The organism is Nocardia sp. NPDC051981 (assembly GCF_040680715.1).
GTDB lineage: Bacteria > Actinomycetota > Actinomycetes > Mycobacteriales > Mycobacteriaceae > Nocardia.
In genome coordinates this window covers 327,819-343,714 of the sequence record NZ_JBFAXK010000004.1, presented here as the reverse complement: position 1 = coordinate 343,714, position 15,896 = coordinate 327,819, and the positions used below count along the sequence as shown (strand labels likewise).

General features: G+C 67.4%; 20 protein-coding genes. 8 read left to right on the top strand and 12 right to left on the bottom strand.

The features are described from left to right. The first annotated feature begins 4 nt into the window (after positions 1-4). Complete coding sequence (locus AB0L60_RS11000; RefSeq protein WP_364610706.1) at positions 5-601, top strand: Uma2 family endonuclease; 597 nt, start codon at positions 5-7, stop codon at positions 599-601. Here AB0L60_RS11000 and AB0L60_RS10995 read toward each other — a convergent pair. After that, the gene (locus AB0L60_RS10995; protein WP_364610703.1) at positions 582-1,151 is read right to left on the bottom strand and encodes an NUDIX domain-containing protein; all 570 of its coding nucleotides are present in this window, start codon (positions 1,149-1,151) and stop codon (positions 582-584) included. The genes AB0L60_RS11000 and AB0L60_RS10995 overlap by 20 nt on opposite strands. A gap of 75 nt (positions 1,152-1,226) precedes the next feature. On the opposite strand from AB0L60_RS10995, the gene AB0L60_RS10990 reads away from it, so the two are divergent. Next, positions 1,227-1,679: an SRPBCC domain-containing protein gene (locus tag AB0L60_RS10990; RefSeq protein WP_354832733.1), complete on the top strand. Its 453-nt coding sequence runs from the start codon at positions 1,227-1,229 to the stop codon at positions 1,677-1,679. A 3-nt stretch (positions 1,680-1,682) separates the two neighbouring features. Here AB0L60_RS10990 and AB0L60_RS10985 read toward each other — a convergent pair whose 3' ends face one another. The 6 genes from AB0L60_RS10985 to AB0L60_RS10960 all read right to left on the bottom strand — a co-directional run bounded on the left by AB0L60_RS10985 (position 1,683) and on the right by AB0L60_RS10960 (position 5,739). Next, on the bottom strand, positions 1,683-1,907 hold the full coding sequence (locus AB0L60_RS10985) for a hypothetical protein (RefSeq protein WP_354832731.1): 225 nt from the start codon (positions 1,905-1,907) through the stop codon (positions 1,683-1,685). Positions 1,908-1,942: 35 nt separating this feature from the next. Then, positions 1,943-2,749, bottom strand: a complete 807-nt coding sequence (locus AB0L60_RS10980) for an HNH endonuclease family protein (RefSeq protein ID WP_364610698.1) — start codon at positions 2,747-2,749, stop codon at positions 1,943-1,945. 275 nt (positions 2,750-3,024) lie between these two features. Further along, on the bottom strand, positions 3,025-3,522 hold the full coding sequence (locus AB0L60_RS10975; protein WP_364610695.1) for a hypothetical protein: 498 nt from the start codon (positions 3,520-3,522) through the stop codon (positions 3,025-3,027). Between the two features lie 147 nt (positions 3,523-3,669). Continuing rightward, positions 3,670-4,791 carry a nitronate monooxygenase family protein gene (locus AB0L60_RS10970; protein WP_364610692.1) on the bottom strand — a complete coding sequence of 374 codons (1,122 nt, stop codon included), beginning with the start codon at positions 4,789-4,791 and terminating at the stop codon, positions 3,670-3,672. Positions 4,792-4,930: 139 nt separating this feature from the next. Further along, positions 4,931-5,341, bottom strand: a complete 411-nt coding sequence (locus AB0L60_RS10965; protein ID WP_364610689.1) for an NUDIX domain-containing protein — start codon at positions 5,339-5,341, stop codon at positions 4,931-4,933. A gap of 20 nt (positions 5,342-5,361) precedes the next feature. Beyond that, positions 5,362-5,739 (bottom strand): ArsR family transcriptional regulator, encoded by a 378-nt coding sequence (locus AB0L60_RS10960; protein ID WP_364610686.1) that lies wholly within the window; start codon positions 5,737-5,739, stop codon positions 5,362-5,364. A gap of 217 nt (positions 5,740-5,956) precedes the next feature. Here AB0L60_RS10960 and AB0L60_RS10955 point away from each other — a divergent pair, with 217 nt between their 5' ends. After that, on the top strand, positions 5,957-7,096 hold the full coding sequence (locus tag AB0L60_RS10955) for an MFS transporter (RefSeq protein ID WP_364610683.1): 1,140 nt from the start codon (positions 5,957-5,959) through the stop codon (positions 7,094-7,096). Positions 7,097-7,157: 61 nt separating this feature from the next. Here the strand turns inward: AB0L60_RS10955 and AB0L60_RS10950 are convergent, their stop codons facing one another. Continuing rightward, positions 7,158-7,727 (bottom strand): TetR/AcrR family transcriptional regulator, encoded by a 570-nt coding sequence (locus tag AB0L60_RS10950; protein WP_364610680.1) that lies wholly within the window; start codon positions 7,725-7,727, stop codon positions 7,158-7,160. A gap of 39 nt (positions 7,728-7,766) precedes the next feature. On the opposite strand from AB0L60_RS10950, the gene AB0L60_RS10945 reads away from it, so the two are divergent. Further along, positions 7,767-9,011 carry a KasA/KasB family beta-ketoacyl-ACP synthase gene (locus tag AB0L60_RS10945; protein WP_364610677.1) on the top strand — a complete coding sequence of 415 codons (1,245 nt, stop codon included), beginning with the start codon at positions 7,767-7,769 and terminating at the stop codon, positions 9,009-9,011. A 35-nt stretch (positions 9,012-9,046) separates the two neighbouring features. Here AB0L60_RS10945 and AB0L60_RS10940 read toward each other — a convergent pair whose 3' ends face one another. The 3 genes from AB0L60_RS10940 to AB0L60_RS10930 form a co-directional block, all read right to left on the bottom strand. Beyond that, positions 9,047-9,460 carry a hypothetical protein gene (locus AB0L60_RS10940; protein ID WP_364610674.1) on the bottom strand — a complete coding sequence of 138 codons (414 nt, stop codon included), beginning with the start codon at positions 9,458-9,460 and terminating at the stop codon, positions 9,047-9,049. Beyond that, positions 9,457-9,738 carry a hypothetical protein gene (locus AB0L60_RS10935; RefSeq protein WP_354832698.1) on the bottom strand — a complete coding sequence of 94 codons (282 nt, stop codon included), beginning with the start codon at positions 9,736-9,738 and terminating at the stop codon, positions 9,457-9,459. Before AB0L60_RS10935 ends, AB0L60_RS10940 begins: the two co-directional genes overlap by 4 nt. A gap of 1,030 nt (positions 9,739-10,768) precedes the next feature. Beyond that, positions 10,769-11,047, bottom strand: coding sequence for a hypothetical protein (locus AB0L60_RS10930; RefSeq protein WP_364610670.1), 279 nt, complete (start codon positions 11,045-11,047; stop codon positions 10,769-10,771). 262 nt (positions 11,048-11,309) lie between these two features. Here AB0L60_RS10930 and AB0L60_RS10925 point away from each other — a divergent pair, with 262 nt between their 5' ends. From AB0L60_RS10925 to mtnC, 4 genes are all read left to right on the top strand, one after another. Then, positions 11,310-11,795 (top strand): hypothetical protein, encoded by a 486-nt coding sequence (locus AB0L60_RS10925; protein WP_364610667.1) that lies wholly within the window; start codon positions 11,310-11,312, stop codon positions 11,793-11,795. A 506-nt stretch (positions 11,796-12,301) separates the two neighbouring features. Then, complete coding sequence (gene mtnA / locus AB0L60_RS10920) at positions 12,302-13,963, top strand: S-methyl-5-thioribose-1-phosphate isomerase (protein WP_364610664.1); 1,662 nt, start codon at positions 12,302-12,304, stop codon at positions 13,961-13,963. Between the two features lie 33 nt (positions 13,964-13,996). Further along, complete coding sequence (locus AB0L60_RS10915; RefSeq protein ID WP_364610661.1) at positions 13,997-14,575, top strand: cupin; 579 nt, start codon at positions 13,997-13,999, stop codon at positions 14,573-14,575. Next, on the top strand, positions 14,572-15,255 hold the full coding sequence (gene mtnC / locus AB0L60_RS10910) for an acireductone synthase (RefSeq protein ID WP_364610658.1): 684 nt from the start codon (positions 14,572-14,574) through the stop codon (positions 15,253-15,255). Before AB0L60_RS10915 ends, mtnC begins: the two co-directional genes overlap by 4 nt. 76 nt (positions 15,256-15,331) lie before the next feature. Here mtnC and AB0L60_RS10905 read toward each other — a convergent pair whose 3' ends face one another. Beyond that, the gene (locus AB0L60_RS10905) at positions 15,332-15,889 is read right to left on the bottom strand and encodes an ATP/GTP-binding protein (RefSeq protein ID WP_364610655.1); all 558 of its coding nucleotides are present in this window, start codon (positions 15,887-15,889) and stop codon (positions 15,332-15,334) included. Between the last annotated feature and the right edge of the window lie 7 nt (positions 15,890-15,896).

Sequence of the window (15,896 nt, the reverse complement as noted above, 5' to 3'; positions counted from 1 at the left end):
GCCAGTGACCGAACTGCCTGTGTGGGCCGACGACCCCGGGGCGCTGGAGCTCACCGAGGAGCAGTACGACGAGCTCCCGGATGCCCTGCGCAAGCTGATCGAAGTCATCGACGGGAACATCATCCGCTGCCAGAGCGGCAGCGCGGAGCACAGCGATGTCGCTCGGCGGCTCGCCAATCATCTCGAAGCGGCGAAGCCCGACGACCCATGCATGCGGGTGTCGACCGACGTAGACGTCCACTTCACCCGGAGGAAGCGGCGCGACGGCACCTTCTCGTTCCGTCGCCCCGATGTGACGGTCTACCGCTGTGTCGAACGTGGCACCAAACTCACTACCGCCGATGCCTTGCTGGTCGTCGAAGTCGTATCGCCCGGTTCCGGATACACGGATACGGTCGACAAGCTTGCCGAATATGCGTACGAGGGGATTCCCGTCTACCTGATCGTCTATCTGGACTCGAGCCTTTACGTGAAGATGATCCAGGAGTACCGGCTCGATTGGGCTTCGCGGACGTATCGGCTCGCCGAGACCCATGAAGACGCGTTGCTGCTGGAGAGCCCTTATTCGGCAGTCGTTCCATTCAGTCGATTGGATGGTTAACGGGCGCTGCGGTTCTCGGGGGTCGGCGTGGGTGAAGTTCGGTGGCGAGTTCGAGTAGTTCGGGGACGTGGGAGCCGTCGGTGGCTGCCAGGTGGATGGCCTCGGCGAGGGGGAAGGCGCGGACTTCCAGGATTTGTTCTGCGTCATCGGGGTTGGTGGGGTGGCCGGTGAGGGTGACGTCGGCGGTGCACCAGAGCCAGGCTTTGTGGGGGTGGGGTTGCCAGGGGCGGTAGGGGGTGGGGCGGTCGGTGGTGGCGTAGTGCGCGCCGAGGTGGTGGAGGGGGCCGGACAGTTCGGCGCCGGCCTCCTCGGCGAGTTCGCGGATTACGCAGGACTCGATGGATTCTCCGGCCTCGCGGGTGCCGCCGGGGAGGATCCAGCGGTTCCGGTCGTCGCGGCAAAGGACTATGTGGTCGCCGAGGAAGCAGACGACGTGGATGTTGGTGACGAGGCGGTCCGGTGGGAGGTCGGTGGAGAACTGGACGTCGAGGCCGCCCCATTCCCACCGGGCAGGGGTGTGGAGGAGGGGGTAGCGGTCGGCGAGGGTCATGGTTCGACGGTACTGTCCCGCCGCAGAGTGACGGCCCGCCCCGCTGTCTAGAACTGGTTTCAGTATTGTTCCCCTATGGCCTTCGTCATCGACAAAAGCGTGGAGATCGACGCGCCCGCCGAGCTGGTCTGGCAGGTGCTCACCGACGTGGACAAGTACGGGGAATGGAATCCCTTCTGCCTGGAGTGCAAGACCACCCTCGAACCGGGGTCGCCGATCGATATGAAGGTGCGGCTGGTCGGGCCGAAGCCCAAGCAGCAGCGCGAGTTCATCCGTTCCCACACACCGGGCAAGGAGTTCAGCTACAACATGAAGCCCGCGCCGCTGGGCCTGCTCAGCAGCGAGCGCTCGCACACCCTGACCCCGCTCGAGGACGGCCGCACCCGCTACTTCTCGCACTTCCAGCTCAACGGGCCGCTGGCCCCGGTGGTAGCCGGGCTGCTGGGCGGCGCGCTGACCACCGGGTTCGAGGGCATGACCGACGCGGTCAAGACGCGGGCCGAGGCTCTGAAAGCCGTGCGCGACTAGCGCTCACGCCTCGAACGGCAGCACATTGCCGGCGGCGTCGCGGCCACCGCTCTCGTTCTCGATGGCGGTGGCCAGATCCTGCACGCTGGTCCAGCTGCGTGGTTCCTCGTCCTCCAGATTGCCGATGGTGTACCAGGTGGCGGTGCCGCGATAACGCACCAGCCCGTGGCCCGAATGATCCAGCGTCACATCGAGATCCCCGGAGACCGTTCCCTCTTCCCGGGTCATGACGGCTGCCTCGCTGCGGATTTCGACGACGGCGACTATGTGAACTCTCCCTTGCTGACACAGTCCTTCACCGCGGCCTGCAGTGCGGTCTGCTCCTTGGCATCGACGTTCAATCCGTACTTTACTTTCACCTGGATGTAGTGCCCGATATAGGCGCACCGGAAAGTCCCGGGCGGCAGATAGCTGGACGGATCCTGGTCGCCCTTGGAGCGGTTGGCGGTGGGATCGGAAATCACCAGGTTCAGCGCGTCATTGGCGATATGGCGACGGGTGTCGTCGTCGAGGTTCGCAGCGCCTGAACGCCACGCCTCGGCCAGCGCCACGATGTGGTCGATGTCCAGGGCCGACGAATCGGTGGTCCACTTGTAGGGCTTGAGGGCATTGGTCTTCTTGTCCATGACCCCGTACTGGTCGCGCCAGCCGCCATTGGTGCCGACGCTCAGTTTGCAGCTGCTCGGATCCAGCTTCACCGGCCCGGTCGCGTCGCGTAGTAGCACCACGTCACGGGTGGTGCAGCGACTGTATTGCGCGAAGGCGTCACCGAATCCGTGTTCGGGTTTGTCGGTGTCCCAGTGCGGGAATCGGTCGCGGGAGTAACCGGTCATCGGCAGTTCGTCGGCCACCTTCAGTTTACCCAGCAGACTGCTGATCTCCTTGGCCGATCCCGCCGGTTGAGCGCCGCGATCCGGAATCGGCGGGCCGCTCGCGTCCGATTTATCGGTGCCGACATGCTTTTCGAGGACGGCGGCCACGATGGCCAGCACGATCACGAACAGCAGCGACACCGCCGCTTTCAAGACGCGGCGCAGGGTGGGGGAGGAACGGATCTTCGACCATGTCACCGCGCATCACCGCCCGCGGCGGCCGGGGACAGGTGCTTCGACAGGCGTGACGGCTTCGTGTGCAACATATCCCGCAAACCTTGGCAATCAGCGACCCGAAACGGCAAGCCGCACGAGGGTTTCGGAGACGGGTGTCACATCGCGCCCCGAGAATCGGCGTCCGGAACCGGACTCGCGGCACACCCGCCGCGATTCCGTACTGAGTCGCCCCGAGATCGAAAACAATGACGGTGCAGTGATTTCCACTCGGTTTCCGGCGCGTCGACCGTGTCGCGCTAGATCTGATGCCACCAGGCTATGAAGAACATCGCGCCACCCGCGCACAACGCGATGGCCACCGGTACCGGCCACCACGGCCCGCTGCGGCCCAGCAACCGCTGGGCGAGACGCTGTTCGAGCATTCCGAACCCGGCGATGAGCAGAACCCACAGGGGGAGCGGCAGCGCGCCCCCGGCGAAATGCACCGCCCACGCCCCGGCCAATGTCGGACCGCCCCAGGAATGTTCGAAATCGTGCGCTGCCACCAGGGGATAGAAGATGCCGCGCACCGCGGCGAGCACCATCAGGAACGCGGCGAACCAGGCGACCAGTCCAATCGCGACCGCCAGCACCGTGTGCCCGGCGGTGCGCCACGGTCCCGGTTCCCGCAGCTCGAACGGCGCCCGGAACACTCGCCGCACCACCCGGGCCCGAACCCCCGTGGGCGCGAAGGCAACCGGCACCGAGAGCAGCGCGTAGTACGCGGCCCGCAGCACCCGCTCGACCTTCCCCATGGGGACAACCCTAGCGCCGGCCGATGGTCCGGCCCGGCCAGCCCGCGACCTGGTGCCGCGTCCGCCGGAAATGCGTCGGCGCGCCGGGCAGCCCCTACCCGACGCGCCGAATCGCCTGAGCATCAGGCGGTGTCGATGTCCTGAGAATCAGGCGTTGTTGAGCTTGTTCAGTCGCTCGCAGGACTCCAGGTACTCGGTGATGAGACGCTGCACCACGTCGGCGGAGCGCTCCATCTTGTTCATCATGCCGACGACCTGGCCGACCGGGTTGAAGTTCACGTCCTTGGCCTGCTCCGGGTACCGGTGACCGCGCTTGACGCCGTCGAGGGCGACCATCATCTGCAGCGGCATGCCCAGCGGCTTCGGGTTTTCCGGCTGCTCCCAGGCCTCGGTCCAGTCGTTCTTGAGCATGCGGCACGGCTTGCCGGTCCACGAGCGCGAGCGGACGGTATCGGAGCTGGTGGCGTCGATGTAGGTCTGCATCTGGGCGGGCGGCACATTGGCCTCCTCCACGGTCAGCCACAGCGAGCCGGTCCACGCGCCCGCCGCACCCATGGCGAGGGCGGCCGCGACCTGGCGGCCATTGCCGATACCACCGGCCGCGAGCGCCGGCATGTCGCCGATGGCGTCGATGACCTGCGGCCACAGCACCATGGAGGCGATCTCACCGCAGTGACCGCCGCCCTCGGTGCCCTGCATGACCACGAAGTCCAGCCCGGCGTTCTTGTGGTTGAGCGCGTGCTTGACCGAACCGCACAGCGCGCCGATGAGGCGGCCGGAGTCCTGGATCTGCTTGATCACGTCGTCGGGCGGGGTGCCCAGCGCGTTGGCGACCAGTTTCGCCTTGGGGTGCGTCAGGATCACCTCGATCTGCGGGGCGACCGTGGTGGCGGTCCAGCCCAGCAGCTGGTTGTGGTGCTCCTCCGGCGGCAGGTGCGGCACGCCGTGGTCGTTGAGGATCTTCTCGGCGAAGTCGCGGTGCTCCTGCGGAACCAGCTTGGCCAGTTGGGCTTCCAGCTCCTCGGGGCTCAGGCCCTCGACACCCTTGCCCTCGTACTTGGAGGGGATGACCAGGTCCACGCCGTAGACGCCCTGCACGTGCTCGTCGAGCCACTGCAGCTCGACCTCGAGCTGTTCGGCGGTGAACCCGACCGCGCCGAGCACACCAAGTCCGCCCGCATTGCTGACCGCGGCGGCCACGTCCCGGCAGTGGGTGAAGGCGAAGATGGGTACGTCGATGCCGAGGCGATCACAGATCTCGGTACGCATGGTGTGGTGGGCTCCTCTGAACTTTCCGGCACTGGAAATGTTGTGCTCACCACACTAGAACATGTTCTACATTCGGACCAGTCTCTCGATGCCTACCCGTAGGTCACTGTCAACAACATGTTCTAGTTGCCGGGAGCGGTCAGCCGTGTGCGAGTAGGCCGTCGGCGTGCAGATCGTCGAAAAGGAGCTGGTCCACGGGCGGGACGTGCGGCCGATCGGCGTAGGTGAACCAGGCGATCTCGTCGATCTCGCTGCTGGCCGCGAGGGCGCCGGTGTACTCGGCGGTATAGCAGGCCATGCGCACGACGGCATCGGGAATCAGGGCCTCGTAGGTGCCGACGTGAGCGACGGTGTCCGGCACGAGTTCGACCGTGAGCTCCTCGCGGATCTCGCGGATGAGGGTTTGCAGATCGGTTTCGGCGCCCTCGCGTTTGCCGCCGGGGATATAGAAGACGTCCTTGCCGCGCGGCCGCGCGCACAGGATGCGACCGTCCTCGATCCGCACCCAGGCCACCGTGTCGATCAGCCGCTGTTCCCGCTCCGTCCGCATGGGGCGCAGCCTAGCGGGCGTCAGTCCGCGGGCTCCCAGGCGGCGACGAGCTCGAGCAGGCCGGGGAAGCGGGCTTCGATGTCGTCGATGCGGACCTGGCTGCGGCGTTCGAGGCCGTACTGACGCTGGCGGGTGACACCGGCTTCGCGCAGCGCCTTGAAGTGGTGCGTCAGCGACGATTTCGGGCGGTCGATGCCGAACCAGCCGCAGGAATGGTCGTAGGCCTCGGATTCGAGCAGCAGCTTCTGGACGATGTGCAGCCGCAGCGGGTCGCTCAGCGCGCCCATGACGGTCTCGAGTCGCAGTTCGTCGAGTCCGGGTTCCGGCAACGGATCCGGCACCACGGTCGGTTCCGCGGGGAGCGTGAACTTCGGCGCGGGGCGCTGCTTGGCCGGCATCGTTGAACTCCTCACTGTCGGCACCTGTACGACTTTCATCGTACAGCATGCTATGTTCGACTCCGTTCGTACTAGTTCGAGTCTATTCGAACTTTGAGTGGAGGTAGTGGAAGTGGTTGCGACACAATCTCGTCCGGCACAGACCGCGGAGCCGATCGATCTCGGAATCGCATCTCGCGTCGCCCCGACGTGGTGGATTTGGCTTGCGGCGTGGCCAGTGACCGCGGTCTTCGTGCTCTCGAACGCGGCGACGCCGCTGTATGTGCTGTGGCAGCGCGACTTCGGGTTCTCCAAGGGCACGATGACCGTGGTCTTCGCCTTCTACATCGTCGGTTTGCTCGGATCGCTGCTGGTGTCCGGCATCGCCTCGGACCGGCTCGGCCGCAAGGCCGTGCTGATCCCGGCGCTGATCCTCGCGGCGGCCGCGTGTCTGATCTTCGCCACCGCGCCGAGTGTGATCGCGCTGATGATCGCTCGCCTGCTGACCGGCGCCGCGGTGGGCGCTGCGGTGTCGGCGGGCATGGCCGCCGTGACCGATGTCGCCGGACCTGGGCGCAAGCATCTGGGCGCGCTCTTCGCCTCGACGGCGATGGTGCTGGGCGCGGGCGTCGGCCCGCTGCTGTCCGGCGTCCTGTCCGAAACCGCTCCGGCCCCGACCGTCACCGTCTTCCTGGTCGAGATCGCGCTGCTGGCAACCGCTTTCGTCACGGTGCTGCGGATGCCCGTCGGCCGTCCGGTGCACCGGGGTGCGGGTTCATGGATCCGGGTACCCCGGGTGCCCCACGCGAACCGCCGCCAGCTCTTCCTCGGCATCGCGGTGTTCGCGCCCGGAATCACGGCCACCTCCTTCGTGCTGTCCCTGGGCCCGGCCCTGCTGTCCGGCCTGCTCGGCACGACGAGCCGAATCGTCGCCGGCGCCATGGCCTTCGCGATGTTCTTCACCGCCACCGCCGTCCAGTTCGCCGCCCGATCCCTGCCGCGCCCGGCGACCATGGCGATCTCCGCCGCCGCGACCACCCTCGCGATGCTCACCCTCGTGATCGCCGTCCACACCCAGTCACCGACCTCCCTGATCGCCTCGGCGCTGCTCGCCGGGGCGGGCCAGGGCTTGGGCCAGCTGGGTGGGCTGTCGCTGCTCAACCACGCCGTCCCGGCCGCTCGATTGGCAGAGGCCAACGCGGCGTTCAATATCGGCGGCTACATCCCCGCCGGTCTGCTGCCCGTCAGCGCCGGGTATCTGAGCGACGTCGTCGGCCTCTCGACCGGCGCGACGACCTTCGCGCTGACCCTGCTGGCGCTGTCGGTGCTGGCCGGTGGCGCAATCCTGCGCAATCGCCCCGCCCTCACGCCCGCCTGATCCGCCGGCATGCCTTGGCGCAGTAACCTTTCCGGTGGCTGCGGCAAGGCATGTTCGCCGTTCATGCGGGTGTGGGGATGGCTTGGGCTATGAGGAGGTTCACGGCGCGGTGGACCCGGGTGGTGTCGCCCGTGACCCACCAGTCCTGGATCAGGCCGCGCATACCCGAGATGAGCAGGGTGGCGGAGGCCTCGGGGTCGGGGATGGTGGGGTCGATTCGGTTGAGGGACTGGGTCATTGCGGTGATGAGCACCAGGATGGCGTCGGTCGCGTAGGACTTGAACGGGCTGTTGGGGACAGTGGCCGCTCCGAGAACCTGAAGCAGTACCGGGAGGCTGTTCGCGAACTGACCTGCGGTGTTGATCGCGAAGGACGCCGACAGTCGCTCACGGAGGACCTCCGCGGAGTCGATGCCCGAGAATAGCGCGGCGATATCGGGGCGCTGGGTTTCCAAGGCGGCGACCAGCATTGCCTCTTTCGTTCCGAAGTAGTGGATCAGCATGCGGGAGCTGGTGCCCAGATATTCCGCCAGCGGGCGCAGGGAGAGTTCGGCGAGGCCGTACTCGGCGATATAGGCGATGACGCCTTCGAGAAGCTGGGCGCGGCGGGCGTGGTCGAGTGGGCGGGGCACGGGTTGACTGTAGCGGGTGGTACAGGTATTTATGTCAGCATGAGTGTAACGACTGGTACAGAAACTCGCCGGGGCGTCGTGGTGACGGCAATGGCGGCAACCACCTGCCTGGGGGCCGATCTCGACACCACCTGGTCGCGACTGCTGGCGGGGGACAGCGGGATCGGCACGCTCACAGACGATTTCGTCACCGACAACGACCTGCCGGTGCGCATCGGCGGGCGACTCGTCGAGCAGCCGGGGGAGCAGTTGACCCGGATCGAGCAGCGGCGGATGTCGTTCGTGCAGCAGCTGGCACTGGTACTGAGCCGGCAGGTCTGGCGGGCGGCGGGGACGCCCGCCGTCGAGGCGGAGCGGCTGGCGGTCGCCGTGGGCACCGGGCTCGGCGGGGGCGAGGCACTGGTCAATGCCGTAGACCTGATGAAGGCCGGGGGCTACCGGAAGGTGCCGCCCATGACGGTGCCCATGGTCATGCCCAACGGTTCGGCGGCCACCGTCGGATTGGAGATCGGCGCGAAAGGCGGTGTGTACGCGCCGGTTTCGGCCTGCGCCTCGGGCGCGGAGGCCATCGCGCACGGCTGGCGGCTGATCGCCACCGGTGAGGCCGACGTGGTGGTGGCGGGCGGCGTCGAGGGGCACATCGACGCGGTGCCGATCGCCAGTTTCGCCATGATGCGGGCCATGAGCACCCGCAATGACGAACCCGAGCGCGCCTCACGGCCTTTCGACAGGGACCGGGACGGGTTCGTGTTCGGCGAGGCGGGCGCATTGCTGGTGCTGGAGTCGGAAGCGCATGCGCGGGCGCGGGGTGCGCGGATGCTCGGCCGGGTCCTCGGCGCGGGCATCACCTCCGACGGCTACCACATCACCGGCACCGCGCCCGACGGTGACGGCGCGGCCCGCGCCATGCGCAAGGCCCTCGCCACGGCCGGTCTGACCGGCGTGGACATCGACCACGTCAATGCCCACGCCACCGGCACCCAGGTCGGTGACGCCTCCGAGGCGAAGGCGATCATGACGGTCGCGCCGCATGCCTCGGTGTACGCGCCCAAGTCGGCCCTGGGCCACTCCATCGGCGCGGTCGGCGCCCTCGAAGCCATGCTCACCCTGCGCACGCTCAACGAGCAGATCGTCCCGCCCACACTGAATTTCGAGACCCCGGACCCGGATACCGAGCTGGATGTGGTGGCCGACAAGCCGCGCCATCAGGAGCTCCGGTACGCGCTGAGCAACTCCTTCGGCTTCGGCGGCCACAATGTCACCCTCGCGCTGGGACGCGCCTGACCGGTAGCCCTTGGGCCACAGCCGGACTCGAATGCTCAGGGCAACTTGTCCGTCTGGACACGCGGGTCCAACTTGCGCAGCATATCGGGGCGGTCGGTCAGGCACGGCCAATCCCGGCTCACCGCTTCGAGAGTCGCGTGACCCGCCGGAATGAGTGCGTCGGCGTCGGGGCGATCGGCGAGGGTGTCGCCCAGATGATCACTGGCCGGGCGGTCGAGGGGCTGGATGACGGTATTCGGCAGATCCAGCAGCACCGAGAGGATGTCCAGGCGGCCCGGTGGAATCAGCGCGCGGGCCGCGGCGAGTGCGGTGGCCGGGACGATGATGGTGTGGCCCGCGTCCGCGGTCGCCCACACCACCGATTGCACGTATGCCACGCGATGTGCCCAGGCAGTCAGCGCTGCGGTGTCGAACACGACGCCACCCAGCGTCGGGGCGGCGGGGGTCATGCCGCGCCGGCGTGATCGCCGGGATCCTCCTTATCCGATAAGGGCGGCAACCCCTGCACGGCACGGGCGCGATTGATCAGATCCAGCGGCGGGCGGCCGCCGAGCGCGTTCTCCAGGCGGGCCAGCGATTCGGCCCGATCGACCCGGGCCTTCACGGATTCGGCGACGAACGCGGAAATCGAGGCGATGCGGCCGGTGCTGCGCCAATCGTCGAGGGTGGCAGCGATCTCCTCGGGCATCGTCACGGTGATCTTGCGGGTACGACGCGGTCTCGCCATACCGCGATGGTATCCCACGCATTCCGGGAAACTCCTGGCGACCGGACGGAATTCACACTTTGGCCTGCAATTTCGGTGAAATCCGTACTGCCCGCGCTTGCCCCGGATTACACCGGTTCGCCCGCGATTTCGACCCGAAACTCGGAGCGATTTTGGATCGTACCGCCCGCAACTACCCGGGCCGATTGGGGTCGGATCGCCCGATTCGAACCGTTGCGGAGTGCAAGTGCTGTGTCTAACTGTAGCGCTTGCCGGCCGTTCTCGGGCGCAGTCGAACCAGTGCCGACCAGGTCGCCAGTCGGCGTGTCGCGCTACCGACACGTGGGCAGATTTTGGAGCCTCGCAATCAATCAGCAACCACTCGTACAAGGCTGCATCGACGAGTGGACCGAACTCGTGAGCCCCCGACACATACGCGTATGCCGATAGTGTGGTGACCCCGGCGAACCCTACTGCGGCAAACCGGCCGGTCGCAGGCTCACCGAAACCGAGCTGAACAGCTCCGTCCCCCGCTGCGCCGAGTGCCGGACACTGCACGACGGCCTGCGCTATCGCGAGCAGTACGCCGCCCACCAGGCATGGGAGGCCGCGCGACGACGCACCGGCGCTCCGATCACGTGATCGACTGGGGCACATGGTGAAATCCCTGCGCGTGGTTCATGCGGTCGGCTGCCCGGACGGACATCCGGGTTGGCGGGATCCGGCGCTGAACGGTCTGCGCGGCAGTCGCGTATCCTCGCCGCCGTCATCAATGCCGCGTTCCGCAACGCGCTGGTACGACGAAAGCCGGTCCGAATTCCCCCATTCCTGGACCGGCTTTCGTCGTTTCCGGCGGTAGCAACGCGAGATGGACGAAAAGGACTCGGCCCGAGCTCGTTTGGCGTATGCACTTCCAAGCCGATAGGTTGACCGTGCGGATATGGACATCCGTTGATGTGTCTCTCCAGTTAGCTGGTCGCCGCCGGTACGCCCCGCCATCGAATGCACGGCGGCCGACCATGAGGGCCACTTCTCCGCTGAGACACCCCGGCTACAGCATTTCGGCGTACATGTGGCCGTCGAGGATTCCGAACTCGATCCGGCAGGGGAACGCCGACGGGTGCCCGGCGGCAACAGCGTGCAGGTTCCCACCGATGACGGTGGTCGCCCAGTTTCGCAGCTGCTCGGGTAGCTGATACCGCGCGCCGTTTGTTGCCCGAAGGTAGAGCGTGTCGGCGCCGGCGGGGTCGTGGATGCCGACGGCGGCGACGTCGAGGATCATCCCTGTCTGCTGCGGCGAGGCGACTATGGGCGGTTCAAGTGGTGTCATGCCAGGAAGATAATGCTGGCAGCGGGCACTGGGGACCGCTCTGATCGATACGGCCCGATACGTCCGGGTAGGTCTCGGTTCCCGTCAAATGGACGCCATCCAAATGTCCAACGAGACAGCACGACCGGATCGCAGCGCACTACTGTTGTCCACGGATGGATGGTCGCAGTAACACAGCCGAGCACCCACCCGGATGGGTGCTGGGTCCCCGCCGGCACCCACCACCCCAAGGCTGGATCGCATCCAACGTGGTGTTGCCATCTTGACTGCGGCGGTCGACCTGCTCATCAGCATGCCGTGGCAACGAGTTTCGGCGTGGAAGCCGCTTGGCCCAGATCTGGCGACAAGGGTATGCATCAAGCTGCGCGGCGGCGACACCTACGGAGTGACCAACCTGGAGAACTCGATCGACTCGATCGAGGCGCAGGCGAAGGGCGCGGGCGACGCGATCACACGAGCCCGCCAATACCGACCCCAACTCCGTACCGAACTAACTGTCGGAACCGTTCCCGTCCGACATCCGGACGGTCATTCGAAGGAGACCCGAATGCGCGACGCCGACAGCCATCCCATCTTCTCTCGATGCCTCGCCTGCACCAATCGCATCCACTGGGTGGAATGCCCGACCGGCGGGTGGTGGAAGCACGACAAGCATCCCGGCGACGACCACGACGCGGTCTCGCCGCTGCGCGTGTTGGAAGAGAGGGACGAGAGCGGCGACTGCGTTGTCGTGGGAACCACCATATGACCGCGACCCTCCGCTGAGCACCGCCTGGGTCATCTCCGAACCCCGGGGGCTGAGTGCTGTAAAAGCCCTGTTCGCATCGAATTTGGCGGTGTGCTTGTGATCGACAGGGGCGTGTTCACTGAGGAGCGCAGCGGTACGACTTCCGGCTGGTCCACGATCCGCACTTGTGAACGCATGGAAAGGGCCGGGGGAGGGGGTTTCCGCTCTCCCCAGCCTTCTTGGTTAGCTCTGGTCGTCTCGGTCGAGCATGGCCCGAGCTCCGGTGAACCGGGTGAGCGCTGCGTCGGTGAGGACCCCGTAGATCGGGTCACCCTTCCGGTGGGCCGTCCTGTGACATCGCCATGAGGCGCGCTACCCGTTCCCGGGGCATCCCGCACGAATACCGGCCATTCGGATTGCGCTGATCCGAAACCTGCCGGTCAGGCGCGGATCCGAGTTCGATACGGTGGAGTGTGCCCACGGCCGTGGGCGTCGCCGCAATTCTCCAGTCAAGAGGACAGAACTAGATGGATCAGAGTTCGATCGCGTGGGCCGACGGTGCGCTCGTCACCATCGACCAGCGGGCGCTGCCGCACGAGGTGCGGGAGCTTCGGATCACGACGGTCGACGAGGTCATCGATGCGATCAAGACTCTGGCCGTGCGTGGCGCCCCTGCGATCGGCGTGTGCGGCGCGTTCGGTGTGGTGATCGCGGCCCGTGCCGCCAGCACCGACGGCGTGGTCGACGCCGGGCGCGTCGAGGCCGAGGCCGCGCGGATCGCGGATGCCCGGCCGACCGCGGTGAATCTGGCCTGGGGTGTGCAGCGCACGCTGGCCAAGCTTCCCGAGGGACTGCGGGCCATGCTCGACGAAGCCCTCGACATGCTGGCCGAGGACGGGCGGGTGAATCTGGCCGCCGCCACCGCGGCCGCCGATCTGATCCAGCGCCTGTGCGCGGACCGCCCGCTCCGCTTGCTCACCCACTGCAACACCGGCCGCCTGGCCACCACCGCCTGGGGTACCGCCATCGGCGCACTGCGGGTGCTGCATCAGCGGGGCGCGCTCGCCGAGGTGATCGTGGACGAGACCCGCCCGCTGCTGCAGGGCGCGCGCCTGACCGCGTGGGAGATGGCCGAAGCCGGTATCCCGCACCGGCTCACCATCGATTCCGCCGCCGCGTGGGCCATGGCCACCGAACAGGTGGACGCCGTGGTCGTGGGCGCGGACCGGATCACCGCCGACGGGGCGGTCGCCAACAAGATCGGCACCTACATGCTGGCCATCGCGGCGCAGCACCACGGCATTCCGTTCATCGTGGTCGCACCCGAGTCGACGCGGGACATCTCCACCGCGAAGGGATCCGACATCGTGGTGGAGCAGCGTGCCGCGGCCGAGGTGACCGGATTCGGCGGCGTCGCAACGGCTCCCGAGGGCACGAAGACGTTCAACCCGGCCTTCGACGTCACCCCGGCCGAGCTGGTGACCGCGGTGGTCACCGAGTTCGGGGTGCTCGAGGACCCGGCGGCCGCGCGGACTTCCGCCTCGGCGGCCACCGCCCCGAAGTCTGCGGCGGGCGCGGAGATCGCGGAGATCGCGCGCGGCCTGTACGCCAGCGGCTGGATGCCGGGCACCGCGGGCAATATCTCGGTGCGCCAGGGCGATACGGCCCTCGTCACCGCCAGCGGATTGTCGAAGGGCGAGCTCACCGCCTCCGACATGGTGACCGTCGCCGTGGTCGACTCCAAGCCCGTCGACGCTTCCGGCCGCAGGCCCTCGGCGGAGACCACCATCCACACCGCCGTCTACCGCACCCGCGGCGCCGACGCGGTGGTGCACGTGCACCCGCCGCACGCCACGGCCGTCTCGATCACGACCGCCGGATCAGGCGTCACCACAGCGCGTTTCGCGGGCTACGAGCTGATCAAGGGCCTCGGTTCGGCCCGCCCGGATGTCATCGACATCCCCGTGTTCCCGAACCACGCCGATGTCCCGCAGATCGGCGCGGATATCGAGAAGTACCTGACCGAGCATCCGGAGGCCCCGCCTGTGCTGTTCATCGCCGGGCACGGCATCACCGCCTGGGGTCCGAGCCTGGCGCAGGCGCGCGATCGCGCGGAGTGCCTCGAGGCCATGTGCCAGCTGACCACCTTGACCGGACACCGCGAGATCCCGGTGGGCGACCATGTATGAACTGAATACAGCGTTCCGAGAAAGGAACCTCCTATGACCCTGTTGCAGATCATGTCCGACAAGGACGCCGGTGATGTGGTGCTGCGCACCGACGATGACGCGGTGATCGCCGCCGAGCTGGCCAAGCGCGGCATCACCTTCGAGCGCTGGCCGCTGCTGGAGGGTTTCAGCGCCGCCACCACCACCGAGCAGCTGCTGGCCGAATACCAGAGCCGCATCGACGAATTGAATGCCGAAGGCCGCTACAAGTTCATCGACGTGGCGCGCATCCACCCAGACGACAGCGATCCGGAGTGGCCCGCCAAGGCGGTCGCCGCCCGCACCAAGTTCCTGGACGAGCACCGCCACGCCGAGGACGAGGTCCGCTTCTTCGCGGCCGGCGCGGGCTGCTTCTATCTGCACCTCGGCGACGAGGTGCTGGCGACCGTGTGCACCGCGGGCGATCTGGTCTCGGTGCCGGCGGGCACCCTGCACTGGTTCGACATGGGCACCCGGCCGGAGTTCGTGGCCGTGCGCTTCTTCGAGGAAGAGGACGGCTGGATCGGCGATTTCACCGGCGACGAGATCTCGTCCGGCTTCCCGACCCTCGACGAACTGCTGGCCCCGGCATGATCAAGGCGGTCGTGCTCGATATCGAGGGAACCACCAGCCCGACCAGTTCGGTACGGGAGGACCTCTACGGCTACACCCGCGACCGGCTCCCGGCCTGGCTGGCCGAGAACACCGGCGGCGCAGCGGATCCCATTCTAGAGGCCACCCGCGCCCAGGCGAACCGCCCCGGCGCCGACGCCGCCGAGGTGGCCCGGATCCTCATCGGGTGGCTCGATACCGACGTGAAGTTCGAGCCGCTCAAGGCCGCCCAGGGCATCATCTGCGCCGAGGGCTTCCGCAACGGGTCCCTGCACGGCGAGTTCTTCCCCGACGTGCCGCCGGTGCTGCGCGCCTGGCGCGAATCCGGTCTGGAACTCTACATCTACTCCTCGGGTTCGGTTCGCAACCAGAAGGATTGGTTCGCGTTCGCTCGGGGCGGCGATCTGTCCCCGCTGATCAGCGGGCACTTCGACCTGTCCACCGCGGGACCGAAGCGCGAAGCCTCCTCCTACGAGAAGATCGCGAGCGCCATCGGCGTCCCCGCCGACCAGATCCTGTTCTTGTCCGACCACCCCGACGAGGTCGACGCCGCCACGACGGCCGGCTGGCAGGCCATCGGCGTCACCCGCCCGGGCGAACCGAACAGCCCGCGCGGTCCGCACCGCTGGATCGGCGACTTCGCCGACGTCGTGCCCAACTGACCTGCCGCACAAGCGAAGACGAGGCGAGCCCGCCCGGATTTCTCCGGGCGGGCTCGCCTCGCGTTCGGGTCAGCTGTCAGCGCACGCCGGCGGTGGCAGCCCGGTCGATGAGGTACTCGACCAGCGTCATCAGCACGTTCTTGCACGAGCCGCGGTCGCGGGCGTCGCACAGCAGCACCGGGATACGCTCGTCCAGGTCGAGCGCGTCGCGGACCTCGGCCGGAGTGTACAGGGGCGCGCCCTCGAAACAGTTGACGGCCACCGTGAAAGCGACGCCGCGGCGTTCGAAGAAGTCGATCGCCGCGAACGAGCCCTCCAGGCGGCGGGTGTCGGCCAGTACGACCGCGCCCAGCGCACCGCGGGCCAGTTCGTCCCACAGGAACCAGAAGCGGTCCTGGCCGGGCGTGCCGAACAGGTAGAGCACCAGGTTCTGGTCGATGGTGATACGACCGAAGTCCAGCGCCACCGTGGTGGTGGTCTTGCCCTCGACGCCGCGCAGATCGTCGACGCCGGCGGACAATTCGGTAATGAGTTCTTCGGTGCGGAGCGGAGTGATCTCACTGATCGCCCCCACCATCGTTGTCTTACCCACGCCGAAGCCGCCCGCGATGAGGATTTTCACCGAGGCGGCCATGGGCTGG

Coding starts and splice junctions, on each gene's coding strand:
- AB0L60_RS10995 (WP_364610703.1), bottom strand. CDS start 1,151: ATGACCCTCGCCGACCGCTACCCCCTCCTCCACACCCCTGCCCGGTGG.
- AB0L60_RS10990 (WP_354832733.1), top strand. CDS start 1,227: ATGGCCTTCGTCATCGACAAAAGCGTGGAGATCGACGCGCCCGCCGAG.
- AB0L60_RS10985 (WP_354832731.1), bottom strand. CDS start 1,907: ATGACCCGGGAAGAGGGAACGGTCTCCGGGGATCTCGATGTGACGCTG.
- AB0L60_RS10975 (WP_364610695.1), bottom strand. CDS start 3,522: ATGGGGAAGGTCGAGCGGGTGCTGCGGGCCGCGTACTACGCGCTGCTC.
- AB0L60_RS10970 (WP_364610692.1), bottom strand. CDS start 4,791: ATGCGTACCGAGATCTGTGATCGCCTCGGCATCGACGTACCCATCTTC.
- AB0L60_RS10965 (WP_364610689.1), bottom strand. CDS start 5,341: ATGCGGACGGAGCGGGAACAGCGGCTGATCGACACGGTGGCCTGGGTG.
- AB0L60_RS10960 (WP_364610686.1), bottom strand. CDS start 5,739: ATGCCGGCCAAGCAGCGCCCCGCGCCGAAGTTCACGCTCCCCGCGGAA.
- AB0L60_RS10945 (WP_364610677.1), top strand. CDS start 7,767: ATGAGTGTAACGACTGGTACAGAAACTCGCCGGGGCGTCGTGGTGACG.
- AB0L60_RS10940 (WP_364610674.1), bottom strand. CDS start 9,460: ATGACCCCCGCCGCCCCGACGCTGGGTGGCGTCGTGTTCGACACCGCA.
- AB0L60_RS10935 (WP_354832698.1), bottom strand. CDS start 9,738: ATGGCGAGACCGCGTCGTACCCGCAAGATCACCGTGACGATGCCCGAG.
- AB0L60_RS10930 (WP_364610670.1), bottom strand. CDS start 11,047: ATGACACCACTTGAACCGCCCATAGTCGCCTCGCCGCAGCAGACAGGG.
- mtnA (WP_364610664.1), top strand. CDS start 12,302: ATGGATCAGAGTTCGATCGCGTGGGCCGACGGTGCGCTCGTCACCATC.
- AB0L60_RS10915 (WP_364610661.1), top strand. CDS start 13,997: ATGACCCTGTTGCAGATCATGTCCGACAAGGACGCCGGTGATGTGGTG.
- mtnC (WP_364610658.1), top strand. CDS start 14,572: ATGATCAAGGCGGTCGTGCTCGATATCGAGGGAACCACCAGCCCGACC.
- AB0L60_RS10905 (WP_364610655.1), bottom strand. CDS start 15,889: ATGGCCGCCTCGGTGAAAATCCTCATCGCGGGCGGCTTCGGCGTGGGT.